The 16275-nt window shown below is 58.3% G+C and carries 12 protein-coding genes; all 12 read left to right on the forward strand.

Annotated features, from left to right (window positions below):
- The first annotated feature begins 147 nt into the window (after positions 1 to 147).
- The 12 genes from tssA (at position 148) to tssM (ending at position 16266) form a co-directional block, all read left to right on the forward strand.
- Positions 148 to 1176: a type VI secretion system protein TssA gene (gene tssA, locus ACR0I7_RS16530; RefSeq protein ID WP_480512948.1), complete on the forward strand. Its 1029-nt coding sequence runs from the start codon at positions 148 to 150 to the stop codon at positions 1174 to 1176.
- A gap of 109 nt (positions 1177 to 1285) precedes the next feature.
- On the forward strand, positions 1286 to 1804 hold the full coding sequence (gene tssB, locus ACR0I7_RS16535; RefSeq protein WP_480512950.1) for a type VI secretion system contractile sheath small subunit: 519 nt from the start codon (positions 1286 to 1288) through the stop codon (positions 1802 to 1804).
- Positions 1804 to 3282 (forward strand): type VI secretion system contractile sheath large subunit, encoded by a 1479-nt coding sequence (tssC, locus tag ACR0I7_RS16540; protein WP_480512952.1) that lies wholly within the window; start codon positions 1804 to 1806, stop codon positions 3280 to 3282. The genes tssB and tssC (ACR0I7_RS16540) overlap by 1 nt, the downstream gene beginning before the upstream one ends.
- A 1-nt stretch (position 3283) precedes the next feature.
- Positions 3284 to 4696, forward strand: coding sequence for a type VI secretion system contractile sheath large subunit (tssC, locus tag ACR0I7_RS16545; protein WP_480512953.1), 1413 nt, complete (start codon positions 3284 to 3286; stop codon positions 4694 to 4696).
- Positions 4693 to 5499: a type VI secretion system accessory protein TagJ gene (locus ACR0I7_RS16550; RefSeq protein WP_480512955.1), complete on the forward strand. Its 807-nt coding sequence runs from the start codon at positions 4693 to 4695 to the stop codon at positions 5497 to 5499. Before tssC (ACR0I7_RS16545) ends, ACR0I7_RS16550 begins: the two co-directional genes overlap by 4 nt.
- 1 nt (position 5500) lies before the next feature.
- A complete protein-coding gene (gene tssE, locus ACR0I7_RS16555) occupies positions 5501 to 6010 on the forward strand; it encodes a type VI secretion system baseplate subunit TssE (RefSeq protein WP_480512957.1) in 510 nt (169 codons plus the stop codon).
- On the forward strand, positions 6003 to 7781 hold the full coding sequence (tssF, locus tag ACR0I7_RS16560) for a type VI secretion system baseplate subunit TssF (protein ID WP_480512959.1): 1779 nt from the start codon (positions 6003 to 6005) through the stop codon (positions 7779 to 7781). The genes tssE and tssF overlap by 8 nt, the downstream gene beginning before the upstream one ends.
- A complete protein-coding gene (gene tssG / locus ACR0I7_RS16565; protein WP_480512961.1) occupies positions 7778 to 8755 on the forward strand; it encodes a type VI secretion system baseplate subunit TssG in 978 nt (325 codons plus the stop codon). Before tssF ends, tssG begins: the two co-directional genes overlap by 4 nt.
- Complete coding sequence (locus ACR0I7_RS16570; protein WP_480512963.1) at positions 8752 to 10011, forward strand: hypothetical protein; 1260 nt, start codon at positions 8752 to 8754, stop codon at positions 10009 to 10011. Before tssG ends, ACR0I7_RS16570 begins: the two co-directional genes overlap by 4 nt.
- Positions 10008 to 11348: a type VI secretion system baseplate subunit TssK gene (gene tssK, locus ACR0I7_RS16575; RefSeq protein ID WP_480512965.1), complete on the forward strand. Its 1341-nt coding sequence runs from the start codon at positions 10008 to 10010 to the stop codon at positions 11346 to 11348. The genes ACR0I7_RS16570 and tssK overlap by 4 nt, the downstream gene beginning before the upstream one ends.
- Positions 11345 to 12790 (forward strand): type VI secretion system protein TssL, long form, encoded by a 1446-nt coding sequence (gene tssL / locus ACR0I7_RS16580; protein ID WP_480512967.1) that lies wholly within the window; start codon positions 11345 to 11347, stop codon positions 12788 to 12790. The genes tssK and tssL overlap by 4 nt, the downstream gene beginning before the upstream one ends.
- On the forward strand, positions 12787 to 16266 hold the full coding sequence (tssM, locus tag ACR0I7_RS16585; protein WP_480512968.1) for a type VI secretion system membrane subunit TssM: 3480 nt from the start codon (positions 12787 to 12789) through the stop codon (positions 16264 to 16266). Before tssL ends, tssM begins: the two co-directional genes overlap by 4 nt.
- Positions 16267 to 16275 lie beyond the last annotated feature (9 nt).

The raw sequence follows: 16275 nt of genomic DNA on the forward strand, positions 1-16275 counted from the left end.
TAGAGCGATTCGCGCGCCTCTTAGTTGAAAATAGGGCAACTATATTGCTGGCACAATACGGATTAGCTACCGTCTTGGAAACTTCACAAATTCAGTGTATTATAAGCTAACTTATTGAAATAAAATAAAAATATTGAATAGATCGCGATGAACACCACTTTAAAACCCGCTGGAAGCGCAGATTATGCGCAACTTATTGGCGAAAATCCGCGTAAATCCAACGAGGCAAGAGAGGTTTACCGCCGATTGCGTGATTTCCGATCTTCCGCGCGGTTGATTGAGCGGGAATTTGAAATCTCAGAGCGTGCAATATACCCCCTATTGTCTGCGCAAAAGGAATGGATGGAAGTTCGCCGATTGGCAGAACGTATTCTTTCCAACTATGCAAAAGATGTAGAAGTTGCGGCCTGGCTTGTAGAGGCTCAGACGCGTTTGGATGGGTTTGAGGGGCTCGCTCGTGCAATTCGATTGGTGGATGACATGGTGGCCGCTTTCGGTAATGCGCTACACCCTCAGCCGGAAGATGCAGATGACGATACGTTCGCAGCGCTTGCCGGGCTGAACGGGTCTGGACGGCCGGGTGTTCTGTTGCAACCACTACGTTTGCTATCGCTTACGCCCGATGCCTCCTACGGTGAGATGACCCTGTGGGATGTGCAGAATGGTGGGGCAGAAGATGCTGTCCGAGATGCCATGCATCAATCGGGTAGTGCGCAGATGCAGACCCATCTGAAGCACATTGAAGACGCGGCACAGGCGATACGCGATCTGGATGTTCGGCTCAGCAATTTGCGTGGTACTGACGCACCGTCTTTCGCTCAGATCAGTGATATTATCGACGATTCAGCGCGTACAGTGCGCCGACTAGCCGCGCTTGAAGGGCACATAGAAACAGTCGAAGATGATCAACCACAAGATGTTTCGAAAACGGCGCCTCAGGCCGAGGTTATCGGCTCGCGAGAGGATGCGTTCAAGCGGTTGAACGAGGTATCCGCATATTTTCGCAAAACCGAGCCTCACTCGCCCATGGCCGACGCACTTGAAACGCTGGTTCGCCGCGGTCGCATGGATTTCGTTAGCCTTTTGACAGAGCTCGTGCCTGACGACCACGCGCGGGCGGCGGTTCTTACAACCGCAGGGATCAACATTACGGACACGGGGGACAAAACACATTGACCCTCTGCAACTGTCATCGGTCGGGCGATCAGGCTGCCGCGGTTGCTACATCATCCAGAACGTCATCCGATCGGCGTTCGTTTTTGCAAGTATTATAAGGAGTAAGACATTGGCCAGCATTCACGACAAACTGGATAAAGTGCGCAAACCGCGCGTTCACATCAAGTATGAGGTCGAAACCGAAGGCGCGATGGTCGAAAAAGAGCTGCCTTTCGTAGTCGGCGTACTTGGCGATTTTTCGGGTAATCCGACGGAAGAACTCGCCCCGTTCGGTCAGCGTAAGTTTGTTCAGATTGATCGCGATAATTTCGATGATGTCATGGCTCGTATGACCCCGGGCGTTAGCACCAAGGTCGAAAATACACTTGTCGAGGACGAAGACGCGATGATGTCGGTCGATCTATCTTTCAGTGCGATGGACGATTTCGAGCCAGCGCGGGTCGTCGAACAGGTGCCCGCGCTCAAGGCTCTTCTGGAAAGCCGTAATCATCTTAGGGACTTGCTGACCAAGGCAGACCGATCAGAAGAACTGGAGCGTCTGTTGGAGGACATTCTGCAGGACAACGATGCAGTGGCCAAAATCGTCGGCGAGATCAAGTCACGCCAACCTGAAGCGGAGGACCAGTGATGGAAGCGCAAACCGAAAACAAGCTGGCCGAGACAAGTGAAGCCACTAACGCGAACCTGCTGGATCAAGTCATCGGCGCCACGCGCCAGACCGAACCGGACCGTGCAACGGAACTTATGCGCACACTGACCGACGCCGCATTGTCGGGTACAGTGCAGTATAGCCGTAACCTGACGATCACTCTGACCAAAGCGATCGAAGAGATCGACGCTAGGATTTCGCGCCAGTTGGCGGTAATCATGCAGTCGCAGGAATTTGCCGATCTAGAAGGCTCTTGGCGCGGTCTGCGGCACCTGACTCATGAATCGAACACCGGCAATAACCTGAAGGTTCGCGTACTGAACGCCTCGAAGAGAGAGCTGGCCCGGGATTTGTCCAAGGCTGTCGAGTTCGATCAGTCGCGCCTGTTTAAATCGATCTATGAAGATGAGTTCGGTACGCCCGGAGGCGAGCCCATCGGCGCAATCATCGGTGACTATGAGTTTGATAACAGCTTTGAGGATGTCGAACTGCTTTCCAGCATGAGCCAGGTATCAGCGGCGGCTTTTGCCCCCTTTATCTCGGCAGCAAGTCCTCGGATGTTTGGGTTTGACGACTATACTGAACTGTCGAAGCCACGCGATTTGTCCAAAATCTTCGACAGTGCAGAGTATACCAAATGGCGTGGGTTCCGAGACAGTGAGGATTCTAGGTTCGTCACGCTGACGATGCCGCGCGTTCTGGCCCGGATGCCATATGGCGAACGGACTAAAAAGATCGATGAGTTCGACTATAACGAAGCCATCGCCTATGATGGTGAGCAGATTCCGCACAACAATTACTGCTGGATGAACTCGGCTTATGTGATGGGAACGCGACTCACCAGCGCGTTTTCGGAAAGCGGTTGGTGTACTGCGATCCGCGGCGCTGAAAATGGAGGCAAGGTCGAAGGGTTGCCGACGCATCTTTTCATGACCGATCAGGGCGACACGGATGTGAAATGCCCTACCGAGATCGGCATAACTGACCGCCGCGATGCTGAATTGGGGGCAAACGGGTTCCTGCCGCTCTGCCACTACAAGAACACCGATTATGCTGTGTTCTTCGGCGCGCAGACTACGCACCAGCCCAAGAAGTACGACCGGCCCGAGGCCACTGCGAATGCAGCGATCTCGGCGCGTCTGCCCTATATGATGGCGACCTCGCGGTTTGCGCATTACCTCAAGGTGATTGGACGCGACAAGATCGGCTCGTTCATGGAGGTTGAGGATTGCGAAGACTGGCTGAACCGCTGGATCAACAACTACGTTAACGCCAATGACGCCGCGGGACCCGAGGCGCGGGCGCAATACCCGCTGCGTGACGCCAAAGTTTCAGTCGAAGAAATCCCCGGCCGACCCGGCAGCTACAACGCGGTCGCCTGGCTGCGCCCTTGGCTGCAGATGGAAGAACTGACCACTGCATTGCGAATGGTTGCAAGGATTCCAGAAAAGAACTGAGATGCTGGATCAGGGTGGGAACAAACGGCAGGGCGCGGAAGCGCGCGCTGCTTCTATGGATGATTTGCGGCGGGCGGACCTGTTCGCCCGCATCGACGCGGTGATCGCCCGTATCGATAAAGTCATATCGCGCCAGCTCGAGGTCATCCGTGCCCACCCGGACATCTATGCGCTCGAGGCGCGGTGGCGGGGACTGCGCCTGCTGGTCGATCGTTCCGATCCCGGTCACGGTGTCATCGTCAAGGTACTGGATGTCGATTGGCCTACTCTTGCGCGTGGACTAGAACGCGCCGCCGATTTCGATCAAAGCCACATCTACCGTCTGGTCCATGACGGAGAATTCGGGATGCCCGGCGGGCAGCCTTTTGGCCTTTTGATTGGCGACTATCAGCTGTCTCATCAGGCGGATAGCGGCGCGGCAGACACAGTAGATGCTATTCGCCGACTGGCGGCCGTTGCAGCCTCGGCGTTTTGCCCGTTTGTTGCGGCCGCAGGGCCGCAGGCCTTCGGGCTCGCCAGTTTCGATGAGCTGGCACCCTACACCGGGATCGAACCCGCACATCTGATCCAACGCGAGCAACCCGATTTTTCCCGATGGGAATCGCTGAGGCAAGCCGAGGATACCCGCTTTGTCGGTTTGATCGCTCCTGATCTGCTGCTGATGCGCCGCGATGATCCTTATCGACCCCGCCCCTTTGTCCAACGTGACGCGGTGGCGGACACGTTGCCTTGCAATGGTGCGTTTGGCTTTGCGTTGGCGGTGATCGACGCTTTCCTGTCCAGCGGTTGGTTTGCAGCTATTCGCGGGGCATATCAGGACGAGGCCGGCGGCGGCCGCGTGGTTGGTCTGGACCCGGTGGACATGGACACCGATGCGCATGGCCTATCAGCCCAGAGCCCGGTGAAATTGCGCCTGTCTTCAGAGCAGGAGGAAGCCCTCTGCGAGCATGGCATCATCCCGTTGTCCCATCTGCATCTCGACACGGACCCGGTGTTCAACATGCTGCCTTCGCTGCATATCCCGAAACGCTATGACAGACCCATCGCAACACAGAATGCCCGGCTAGCAGCGATGCTGCACTATGTGCTCTGCACCTCTCGTTTTGCCCACTACCTAAAGGTGATCATGCGAGACGAGATCGGCTCGATCGCCGATCCTGAAACTGTTCAGGCGGACCTCGAAACATGGCTGCGCGGCTATTGCCTGGGCAACGACGACGCAGAAAACGAGTTGAAAGCGCAGTATCCCTTGCGTGACGCGGGTGTCTCCGTCGGCCCAATTCCGGGACGGCCTGGCACATATAATTGCACTATTCGACTGCAACCTCATTTCCAACTCGACGATGTCTCGACCAGTTTTCATCTGGTCACCGACAGCTCGAGCACTGCCCCTCACGAAGGACTTGTTGCATGAGCCAGACTGCCGAAGTGATTTCTAGCGCGCTTAAAGCCGATGATCTGAACGGAGCCGTTGACGCAGCTGTCGCCACAGTAAAATCCCGGCCGCGCGATTTCGACGCGCGCATGCTGTTGGCCGAGTTGTCGGTTCTGGCGGGCGATCTGGACCGGGCCGAGACCCATGCCAAACTGGCGGGCCAGAACGCGCCAGACAAAGCTATTGGTCTGGGCGTGTTACGCCAACATCTGCGCGGCATCCATGCCCGCAATGCCTGGTGGCGCGAGGGTGCCGTGCCGGTTTTCCCCGGCCAACCCTCACCTCTGAGCAAGCTGGCACTGGACATGAATGTAGCGCTGCGTGCCGGGAATGGGACCAATGCGCGCGCGCTTTTAGACCAATTGGACGCAGAACGCGGCGCTCAAACCGCGATCTGGGACAACATCGTTGTCGATGAGTTCCGCGATCTCGATGATCGGCTACCCCACGCGCTTGAGGTGGTAACGGCAGGCGGCAATTATATGTGGCTGGACCTAAGCACCTTACAGGAGGTCATCTTTGAGCCAATCGCGCGCCCGCTTGATCTGGCCTACCGCCGCGCGCGGGTGACACTGCACGACGGCTCTGCAGCTGATCTGCTGGTACCCGCGCTCTACCCTGCACCCGAGGGCGGCGCCCAATCGCTTGGCCACATCACGGATTTTACCGAAGGTCCCGGCGGAATTGTGTATGGTCATGGTCAGCGCGGCTGGCTTGTCGGGGATGAGATGCGGACCTGCGCCAGCGCGACAATCCTCCGCTTTCCGGAGGGTAGCACTTAAAATGTCCCGCGATCTCACCCCTCCGCGTCAGGAGCGTCTGGCGCCTTCGCTGATCGATCGACTAACCGACGTTGAGCCCGAGTTGCCCCATGATCCGCCCGTTCGCCAATCCGAAACGCTTGAGGGGCTGCGTGAGGCGGTGCGGCGTGATCTGGCAATCCTTCTGAATACGCGTTGCCGACCAACCTCGCCGCCCACAGATCTTCCAATGCTCAAGGACAGCTTGATTAGCTTCGGGGTCGAAGACTTTTTTAATGCCAACCTCGTCACCGACGAACAGCGCCGCCGCTTCGCTGCGCGGATCGAGCAGCGCATTGCACGATTTGAACCACGCCTTGAAGATTTGTCGGTTTCACTGCTGCCTACACCGCAGCAGGACCGACGCACATTGCGCCTGCGGATCACCGCCCGTTTCCGCGCCCGTCCCGGCCTACCGCCGGTGAGCTTCGAAACGCGTCTCGATCCGGCGACCCACGGCTTTACTGTGATTAGCGGTGCGCGCAATGCATAACCGGTTTCTGGAGCATTACAGCGAAGAACTTGAGACTCTCCGTGACCGAGCGGCCCGATTTGCCGACGCCTTTCCCAAGATCGCCGGCAGGCTGCGCCTGTCCGCCGACACTAGCGATGACCCACATGTTGAACGGCTGGTCCAGAGCTTTGCCTATTCTACCGCGCGGCTGCGGCAAAAGCTGGATGACAGCCTGCCGGAATTGAGCGAGGGGCTGCTGGAGACGCTCTACCCGCACTATTTGGCTCCCTTGCCCGCGATGACAGTGCTGTCCATTGCAACGGACCCCGAAACGGACGTTCAGCAAATCTTGCCGCGCGGAACACTGATCGAGAGCGAGCGCGTCGAAGGCGATGTTTGCCGGTTCAAGACAACCCAAGACGTAAACCTGGCACCGATCCGGATTGAGGTGGTTCGGATGATGAACCGCCCCATCGAAGCACCCGCGCTGCCCGGCGACAGCCCTGCGGGCTGCTTGAAGATCACTCTGACACCTATAGGAAAGACCCCAATTTCCGAGCTTGGAGTAAACCGGTTCCGGTTTTTTGTAGCGGGACCCATGCGGCAAGCTCAGGCCCTCCACGCACACCTGACCCGGCATGTGACTGGAGTTGCGGTGGCTACACATGCCTCCGACACATCCGCGCGGTTCCTGCAATCCTCGGCCCTGAAACCCGTCGGTTTCGACATAAGTGAAGCGCTGTTGCCCTGCCCTGAAGGTGCTTTCCCGGGCTACCGCATGTTGACCGAGTTCTTTGTGCTCCCCGAGAAGTTTCTGTTCTTCGACGTCGAAACGGGACCGGTCAGTCAGACTGACCGACTGGATTTGTATCTCTATCTAGATAGAGCCCCCGCGTTGCTTGAACGGCAGGTGAACCAGCAGTCTTTGTTGTTGGGTGCAACGCCTGCAGTTAACCTGTTCGAAACCCGCGCAGAACCAGTGATGTTGAACGGCACACGCACGAGCTTTCCGCTTTTGGCGGATGCGCGGCGTGCTGATACACGGCAGGTGCATTCTATCACTCGGGTGACGCTCAGCGATGCGGCCGGTCGAACCATTCCTGCACAGCCATTTTTTCACCGGGTCAACGACCTCGCGCATGAGGGTGTCTTTTATCAGATCGACCGCAGCACTCGCGCAAGTGACGCCACTGCTCAACGGTCCTCAATCGCCTTTGTTGATCAACGAGGTGAGGCTACTGCGCCGGGCGAACTGACCGCCGGGATCGATATCCTTGCCACCAATGGCGACTTGCCACGCTCGCTGCCCTTTGGCGGCGGCCAACCCAACCTGAGCTTCGCTTCGCCAATCGAGGGAGCGGGAAAAATCACGTGCCTCCGCCCCATGAGTTTGCCAGATCGTGCCAACCGCTCAGAAGATCACCGTTGGCAACTGATGTCTCATTTGTCGTTGAACCATCTGTCGCTGGAGACCGAAGGCACAGCCGCGCTTAAAGGTATCTTGCGACTTTACGACCCCGGCGATAGCCGTGAAACCGCGCAAATGATCGATGCAATCCAAGAGGTGCACAGCACCCCTGGCATCACTCGCCTGTCGGGCGTCGTGGTCAGCGGGATCGATGTAACGCTCGTCTTCGATCCCGATCAGATTGAACCGGGCCGGGCGGTGCTGTTCAGCAGTGTGATTGATCACTTTCTGGGCGCGTACACCACAATCAATACTTTCACTCGGCTGCGTGTACAGTTCAAAGGGCGAAGTGATGCGCTGGTTCAGTTTGCCGCCCGTTCCGGGGAGCAGCCGCTGATATGACTGATACGCACCTATTTGATCTGTTGAAATCCCACCCTTCTTGGTTCGACACATCTACGGCGTTGCGTGTGGCTGAATCTGAGGCGAAACGCAGCGGCCGACGTATCGTAGGGCGGACCGTACCCGCGGATGCTGCAACGCCTCGACCGATCACCGCCGTTTACGAGACCGCAGAACTCATCGAGGTGGAAACACCGGTCATGGGTCTTCTAGGACCACTTTCCCCCCTGCCGCCCTCCTACGGTGTGTTGGCCGCGCGCGACCAAAGGCGACGCGCGGGCGGTTTTTCGGCTTTCATCGATCTTTTCTCAGACCGGCTAACCTGGCTGTTCGTCGAAGTGGATGAGAAATACAGCTTACCACGCCGCTTGCGTTGGAATCGTGCGAGTAAAAACAAAATCCTGTTGGCACTACGTGCGCTGATCGGTTTCGCGACTCCCGGTCTCCGGCGCGAGACACCGTTGCCGGGCGATGAAACACTGCGCTATGCTGGGCTCTACGCACAGCGGACCCGAGGTGCTGTTGGGTTACGCCAAGTTCTGTCTGCAGAACTGAACCTTCCGATTGAAATCAAGCAATTCCACTTGCGCTGGCGCGAACTCCCGATCTTGGAACAGACCCAACTGAACGGTCGTGCGATCATGGATCGCGACGCCAATGCAGGCAGCCATTTTCCTGATCGTACGGGGCAAATCCGTATACGCATCGGGCCTGTCCGTTATTCTGATTTCCTAAGCTTTGAGGAAGGGCAACCCCGGCTGGAACGCATCCGACGGCTCACGCGGTTATACGTCGGGCCAGTGATCGATTTCGATTTTCAGATTGTGCTGGACCGGCGTGACATACCTCAAACGCAGATGAACCGCACGGGTCCAGGGGTGCGTCTGGATTGGAATTGTTGGGCGCGCAGCCTGCCGGCAAAGGCAGACAGCGAGGACGCGATCATCAGCTCTAGCACACGGGTTTTGACATGAGGCTCACTTTTGAACTTCTGGAAGGCCCCGGTGCGGGCAGTCAGCGTATGACCGACGGGGCAACACCTTTCAAGATTGGCACCGGCCCCGGGGCCGGATGGAAGCTTTCCCCTGATGCGGGTGACCAGGCTCATGTGATTGTTCGGCGCGCTGGCAACAGTTTTGTTGCCGAGGTATCTGGAAACGTGATGATCGAAGGGCACCCCGTGGCCAACGGCCATGAAGTCGCGATCCACCATGGCACGACATTGATGCTTGGAGCCAACAAACTGCGTGCAAGGTTGGAGCATTCAGAGTTCGACAAGACGGGTGGTACAACCGATCTGTTCGCACATCCTGCTACACCAACCATCAGCGCGATCCTGTCTGACGTGACACCGGGCGGCGATGGCGCACTAGGCGTGCTGCCGGGCCGCGGCGGTGAGGAATGGTTAGAAAACCTGACGGGCCAGAACCCCGATCCCAGTCCACGCAACGCCAATTGGGACCAGTTGGGTAGCTACGGAGCCGATTTAGACGCAAACAGCCGAAGTATTGAAGAGGCTCTTCCCTCGCGTCCCGACAACGAGCCCATCGCACAAGCTCTGCTGCCCGAGGATTGGAACAGAGACTCTCTGACATCCGACCGTTTCGAGCAGATTGCAGCACCGCATGAAGGCTTGGCTCTGGCGGGTGGGGTGCCCGAAAAGCCGTCGCATGCCACGGAAAACACAAAGCATGAGTGCGCTGTCTTGAGACCGTTACACGATGCACTCGAGCTGTATGGGTGCGAACTCGACGCGCCCACAGCCACGCAACTTGCCAATGCTGGCGAGGCGCTCAGGATCACACTCGAGGGACTGACCAGGATTGAGAAGACACTCGATCATGTATTGAACGATCTGGATATCGACATCCAAGATCAGCAAACCTCGACACGCGCAGCATTGGACCCTGCCATCTTGCTCTCGAACCCTGCGGGCCTGTCGACCGACGCTCTGTCGGAGCGCATCGCCAGAATTACACGAACTCAGGCCGTTCTAACCAAAACTCTCACCGACGCGCTGGCAGACGCACGCGCGGACTTGGCTCCTCAAACCATTACGCAGCAGGTCGCTGCGACACGTGGTATTGCCGGGCGTTTGCGCCCTTCGGCTGAAGCCTGGCGGGAATACTGTACGCGCTGGTCGTCGCCGGGCAGCCCACTCGATCCAAAAACGCTGGTACAGGCGTTGCAGGACGCCCTGAATGATCCGCTAGAAAGGCAAGACACTTGAAGACCCAGAACCGCGTCGCATGGACCGAAGGCATGTTCCTCAAGGTCCAGCATTTTCAGCAGTCTGACCGTTGGGCGGAAGCCCTTGTGCGCGACCGCACCGCGCCGCTGGCACCCTATCCTTGGGGTCTGCTTGACCTGACGCTTGACAAGGCGGCTCTAGGAATCGGGCGGTTGGGCCTCAGTACCATCCGAGGCACTCTGGCCGATGGTACCAGTTTCTCGGCCCCCGAACACTGCCCCCTGCCCGCCCCGCTTCAATTGAGCGAGGGGATGACCGAAATCACAGTTTATCTTGCGCTGCCTACACAGCGACCGGGCGCGCCAGAGTTCGGCCCAGGAGATGGTGTGGCGTCGAGCGGTGTAAGGCTTGCACGCGAAGAGTTCGATGCTGAGGATAACAATGCCGATATCTCATACACAGCACCCATCTCGGTTGGTCGTCTGGCACTGAGCCTTAAGAAAGACGGCGACGATCTGGCAGGGTTCGAAACGCTGCCCATCGCCCGCGTGGTCGAGGTACGTGGGGACCTCAGCGTGGTGCTGGATACAGAGATGATTCCGCCGGTGCAGGTGGTTGCTGCGGCACCCCGGCTGCTTGGCTTTCTAAATGAGTTACTGGGCCTTTTGCGTCACCGAGCCGAGGCGATTGCACGGCGCGCGGCGGAACCAAGCCTGCGCGGCTCGGCGGAGCTGGGTGACTATCTGATGTTACAGACCCTCAACCGGATCAGCCCGCTGATCGAGCATTTTGCAGATCAGGCCGGGCAGATTCACCCGGAAATGGCTTATCGCAGCTTGCGCTCGCTTGCGGGAGAACTGGCCACCTTTACGACCGCCACGCGACTTCCCGCAGACATGCCCTCATATCGTCATATTGATCCTCGCGCCAGTTTTGAGCCCGTGATGGATGAGTTGCGCCGCGCACTGTCTTCCGTGCTGGACCAAACCGCTGTGCTGATCCCGCTTGAGCAACGCCGCCACGGCGTGCGCGTTGGCATGATCGGAGATGCCGGGCTGAAGGAAGGCGCTGCACTGGTGCTGGCCATAAAGGCAGATATCCCCGAGGAACGGCTGCGCCGTCTGCTGCCTAATCAGATCAAGATCGGCCCGGTCGAACGGATCGCGGAGTTGGTTAACGTCGCGCTTCCCGGTGTGCCGGTACGGGCCCTGCCGGTGGCTCCGCGACAATTACCCTTTAGAACAGGAACGACTTACTTTTCTTTGGAAAGCCAAGGGGATGTCTGGAGCGGCATGATCGAATCCGGCACCATTGCGCTTCATCTCGCTGCGGAGTTCCCGGGGCTTGAGATAGAACTCTGGGGGATCAAGTCGTGACCGCCACATCCGACTCGTCCCGTGGCGAGGACGAGCCGCTGATCGTGCTGCCGACGCCTGGAGGCAAACGTATAGATGCCAAGCCCACGCTAGCGACCGCCCCAGACCCGACACCCAAGCCTGTTTCAATCCCGGATATTCTGGCCGGGTTCCGGCTGGACGGAAGCGATTTGCCGGTCGTAGTTGCCGCTGCTGCCCCATTGTTGAATCTGGCCCACACCATGCGCAAATGTGAGATGGCTCCTGAGCTTGGTCAGCTGAGGCGAGAAACCATTGCGGCAGTCAAAGACTACGAAAACAGACTGAGCATTGCCGGAATCGTTCCTCTGCAAGCACGATCAGCTCACTACGTGGTCTGTGCCACTTTGGACGACGTCATCCGTAATCGTCCGTGGGGCGAAGGTTGGGCGGTCGAGGGTCTAGTTTCGACCTTCCACCATGATGTCACCGGGGGGGACAAGGTTTTCGAGCTGTTGCGCCGCTTCCAGCAGGAGCCAGGCACGCATCGCGATATCCTTATGCTGATCTACCTTTGCCTGTCGCTGGGTTTCGAAGGGCGCACGCGGGTCTCTGCACGCGGCGGGCTGGAACTGGCACAGATCCGCGACAACCTCTATCGCGTGTTGCGGCATCAGTTCGGTACCGCCGACAGGGACCTCTCGCCTCATTGGCGGGGTGAGGACGCAGCGCATGTATCGCTGCGGCGGGGGCGGATGTTCTGGTTACTGGCGGGGCTCGCGCTGCTGTTCCTGTCACTGATCTTTTTGACCTTCACCTTACTTCTGGGCCGCGCCTCGGATGGCACACTGGACCAAATGGCCGCTCTACCGCCCGATGATGTACCATCTCTTTTCATACCTGTGGTTCTGCCACCTCCGCCCCCAGAATTGCCGCCAGAACCGCCTAAAGTGGAACCTCCAGAACCTGCTGTGGTCACGCCGCCACCGCCGCCACCGATCGAGGTGTTTATCTCGTTTCTGCAGCCCGAAGTGGAACAGGGGCTGGTGACGCTGTTGCGCGATGGCGACAACGTGCTGGTGCGTATCTCCAATTCCGGCGCGTTTGGCGTTGGTGCGGCACGCATCGAAGAGGACTTCATTCCCCTGCTACATCGTATTGGCGAAGCACTGGCCGCTGAGGACTTTAATGTCACGGTGCTGGGCCATACTGATAACCTGCCGATCCGGGCCGCGCCTTATCCGTCGAACTTCCACCTCTCGACCGCGCGGGCGAATGCCGTACGCGATGTTTTGGTGAGCTACGTGCCATCGGACAGCGTGGACATCCGCGGCGAGGCCGACACAAAACCGATCGCCAGCAACGATACGGAAGAAGGACGTGAACGAAACCGCCGCACTGAAATTCTGGTGCGCGGTGCCGGTGACAGTGTCTCTTCGGAATTTTACGAAACCGATGGAAATGCGTCGGAGGTGTCTGAATGAACCCTTTGGGCATGTGGACGAGCCTTAAATCTCAGATCGACAGCTATCTGGGCGTGGTCGGTCGGCGCTTTCTTGTGCTGGTCTGGCTGATTGCGATCTGTGTGATCATCTGGGTATTTGGGCCGCGGCTGGCCTTTGGCGATTTTGCTCCGTTGGAGCCGGCACGCAACCGGATCATAGCCATCGCCATAGTACTGGCGGCCGGCGGTGTATGGCAACTCGCCTCATGGCGGCGCGCTCGTAAGACCGATGCGCAGTTGGTCGAGGATGCAACTCTATCGCCCGAAGCGCGCGCAGCCGAGGAAACGCAGGAAGAGATCAACGAACTACGCCACCGCCTGCGCGAGGCGATGAAGCTTATGCGCAAGGTGGCGAAGCGGCGTGTTGGGTATGTATACGAATTCCCGTGGTACCTGATGATGGGTGCACCGGGGGCGGGTAAGACCACGCTGCTAACCAATTCCGGGCTTAAATTTCCGCTGGGCGATGCGATGGGCGCCGAACCCGTGCAGGGTGTGGGCGGTACACGCAATTGCAATTGGTGGTTTACAGACCGCGCCATCCTGATCGATACGGCTGGCCGATACACAACTCAGGACAGTCAGCGCGAGCAGGATGCGCGCGGATTTCTGGGCTTCCTGTCAATGTTGCGCAAGCGGCGCAAAGCGCAGCCAATCAATGGCATCATCTTGACCCTTTCGTTGACAGACCTGTTGACGCAGGACCCCGATCAGCGCTTGCGCGAGGTGCGCGCGATCCGACAGCGTCTGGCCGAAATCGAAGATACACTAAACGCTCGAGTTCCAGTTTACATCGTTCTGACTAAAGCTGATCGGTTGACCGGATTTGAGCAGTTCTTCGAAGATCTGGGGGGGCAGTCCCGCGAGCAGGTCTGGGGAATGACCTTCGATCTGGAGACTGCCGAAGCAAACGGCGATCTGCCCGAGATGTTCAGTAGCGAATACGCACTTCTAAGCGAACGCCTGAGCGCATTGTTGTTGGAACGGTTACAGCAGGAAACAGATATCGAACGACGCGGCGCGATCTTCCGCTTCCCAGCTCAGATCGCGGTGCTGCATGACAGTCTGCGCGAAGTGATTGAGGAACTTGCATCAGGTGCCGCCAGCGTATCCTCGCCGCTGATCCGTGGCGTTTATTTTGCCTCTGCAACACAAGATGCCGGGGCTCGCCGAATTGCAGGCCTACCCGCCCAGACAATGAACCGCAGTTACTTTGTTTCACGTCTGTTTTCCGAGATAATCTTGGGTGAGGCAGCGCTGATTGGTCGGGATCGACGGGTCACAAAACGCCGCAAAATCGTAACGGCGCTTGGATATGCGGCGCTTGCAGCACTGGTATTGGGCTTTTCGGTTTCCTGGATCAGCAGCTATTTCGTCAACAACCGCGCGTTGACGCGGGTCGATGACACGTTGGCGCACTACGCGACACGTGCACGCGCCATCCCTACACAGCAGGTGCGCGATCACGATTTCCTGCGTGTGCTCCCCGCTTTGAATACATTGGAGAAGACTCCAGCCGCCTTCGAGACTGAGGCAGAACAGGTACCGATTTATCTGTTGGGCTTTGGGCTTGGGCAGGAAAGACGGATCGACGCGCGCTATCAGGATCTTTATGCCAGCGCGCTGGGAACATATCTGCAACCCCGCTATATGGTGGCGTTGAAGGATAGGCTAAAATCGGAAGGTTTGACCGAAGCTGACGCCTTCGAAACACTCAAACACTACCTCTCGCTGGCAGGCTACGGCCCGGTGGATCCTGACGCGCTGCTGGCGCAGTCCGATGACATATTTGCGGAGCTTTATCCGGGTCCTGGACGGGCGCCTACCCGCGACGCACTGCGCCGACATCTGGAGGCAATGCTAGAGCGTGGGGATTTGCCGGTGCTGGAGATCGATACGGCGCTGGTGGCCAAGACTCGCGAAACGATCGCCAACCGCTCGGCGGCGCAGCGCACGCTTGATCTTGTCGAAACCCGCGTCGAAGCGCGTGCCATTCCGGGATGGAGTGTCGCCTCTGCGATTGGTCCCGCTGCCGGAGACGCCTTTGAACGCATATCGGGTACGTCGCTGTCGGAACCGATCCCCGGGCTCTACACCAGCGCAGGCTATCAGACTATTCTGTTGCCTCAGGTGACCACCATGGCCGAAATCGCGGCAAGCGAAGATTGGGTGCGGGGGCCAGGTGCACAACAACCGGGCGAAGTCAGCGATATCGCCCGTAACTCGGTAGAGCTCTACTGGACAAAGTTCAGCAGCCAATGGCGCGATACGATTGGCGATATCCGCTTGCGCGATGTGACTTCTTTGGGGGATGGGGCCGATCTGCTCCTGCTGCTGGCCTCGAACACCGCCCCTTTACGACAACTGGCGACCGATATCGCCAAGCACACGGACCTGAGCGCGCCGCTCGGCAATGCAACCGGTGGCCTGGATGCCTCGGCACAATCATTCGATCCCGCCGCAGCGCCAGACCTCTTCGGCCCACTACGTCGCGCACTTGAGGCCGAAACGGAAGCGAATGAAGAAAACGTTGAAGGTTTCGCAGCGTTGACCCCGCTTTTTGACGGGATCTATCAGCAACTCAATCGCGTAAACGCAAACGATGGCCGTGCTGCCGAAGTATTTGCTGCAGAAAGTCAGCTCAACGAAGGTATTCAGGAGCTTGTCGCCTCGGCACGGGCTCTTCCGGGTCCGGCGGACGCGTGGTTAACCGGCCTTGCCGGATCGCTGGCCGCCAGAACTGTGGACCGAGCGCGTCTGGAGCTGTCTGAAATATGGGCCGCTGGCCCCGCCCAACAATGCGCGCGCGCGGTCGAGGGGCGCTATCCATTCGACAGGGAACAATCGCGTGAGGTCACACTTGACGATTTCTCACGAATTTTCGGCCCTGATGGTGTGTTCGATCAATTCCTTGCGAACAATCTCGACCCATTCGTTGACCGATCTAGCAATCCGTGGAGTTGGAAAGGAGGGTTAGGTACAACAGGACAAACCTCACTAGCGCTGGCGCAATTCCAGCGCGCGGCTCAGATTCGTACGGCGTTTTTCCCTGCAGGCACCACCCGCCCCGAGGTGGGTGTCGATTTCGAGTTGATGGGCAGCAGCGGCGATCCGACGACCGTTCAGTTGGGAATTGGCGGCGCGCTTTCGGTGTATGGATTTGCCAACGCACCACGCCGCGCATTGACTTGGCCGGGGCAAGACCCAGGACGCGCCTTTATTCGTGCTTTGCCAAGCGCGCGCAGCGATGATCTGGTTGTCAACAGCGACTGGAGCGCCTTCAAGCTGATCGATCAGGCGCAACGGATCACGCCCGTATCACGCAACGAATTCGACGCCACCTTTAGGGTCTCAAACTATGAGCTGCGCTTTCGCATAACTGCGGACAGCGTGAACAATCCCTTCGCACTAGAGGCCATGTCTGCCTTTGCCTGCCCACGGACCTTGATGGAGTAGATGAGGACG

The sequence above is a fragment of the Ruegeria sp. AM1 genome, from assembly GCF_056540745.1.

Excerpts from the sequence above, each read along its gene's own strand:
- tssA (WP_480512948.1), top strand. The coding sequence starts at position 148 with ATGAACACCACTTTAAAACCCGCTGGAAGCGCAGATTATGCGCAACTT.
- tssC (WP_480512952.1), top strand. The coding sequence starts at position 1,804 with ATGGAAGCGCAAACCGAAAACAAGCTGGCCGAGACAAGTGAAGCCACT.
- tssC (WP_480512953.1), top strand. The coding sequence starts at position 3,284 with ATGCTGGATCAGGGTGGGAACAAACGGCAGGGCGCGGAAGCGCGCGCT.
- ACR0I7_RS16550 (WP_480512955.1), top strand. The coding sequence starts at position 4,693 with ATGAGCCAGACTGCCGAAGTGATTTCTAGCGCGCTTAAAGCCGATGAT.
- tssE (WP_480512957.1), top strand. The coding sequence starts at position 5,501 with ATGTCCCGCGATCTCACCCCTCCGCGTCAGGAGCGTCTGGCGCCTTCG.
- tssF (WP_480512959.1), top strand. The coding sequence starts at position 6,003 with ATGCATAACCGGTTTCTGGAGCATTACAGCGAAGAACTTGAGACTCTC.
- tssG (WP_480512961.1), top strand. The coding sequence starts at position 7,778 with ATGACTGATACGCACCTATTTGATCTGTTGAAATCCCACCCTTCTTGG.
- ACR0I7_RS16570 (WP_480512963.1), top strand. The coding sequence starts at position 8,752 with ATGAGGCTCACTTTTGAACTTCTGGAAGGCCCCGGTGCGGGCAGTCAG.
- tssM (WP_480512968.1), top strand. The coding sequence starts at position 12,787 with ATGAACCCTTTGGGCATGTGGACGAGCCTTAAATCTCAGATCGACAGC.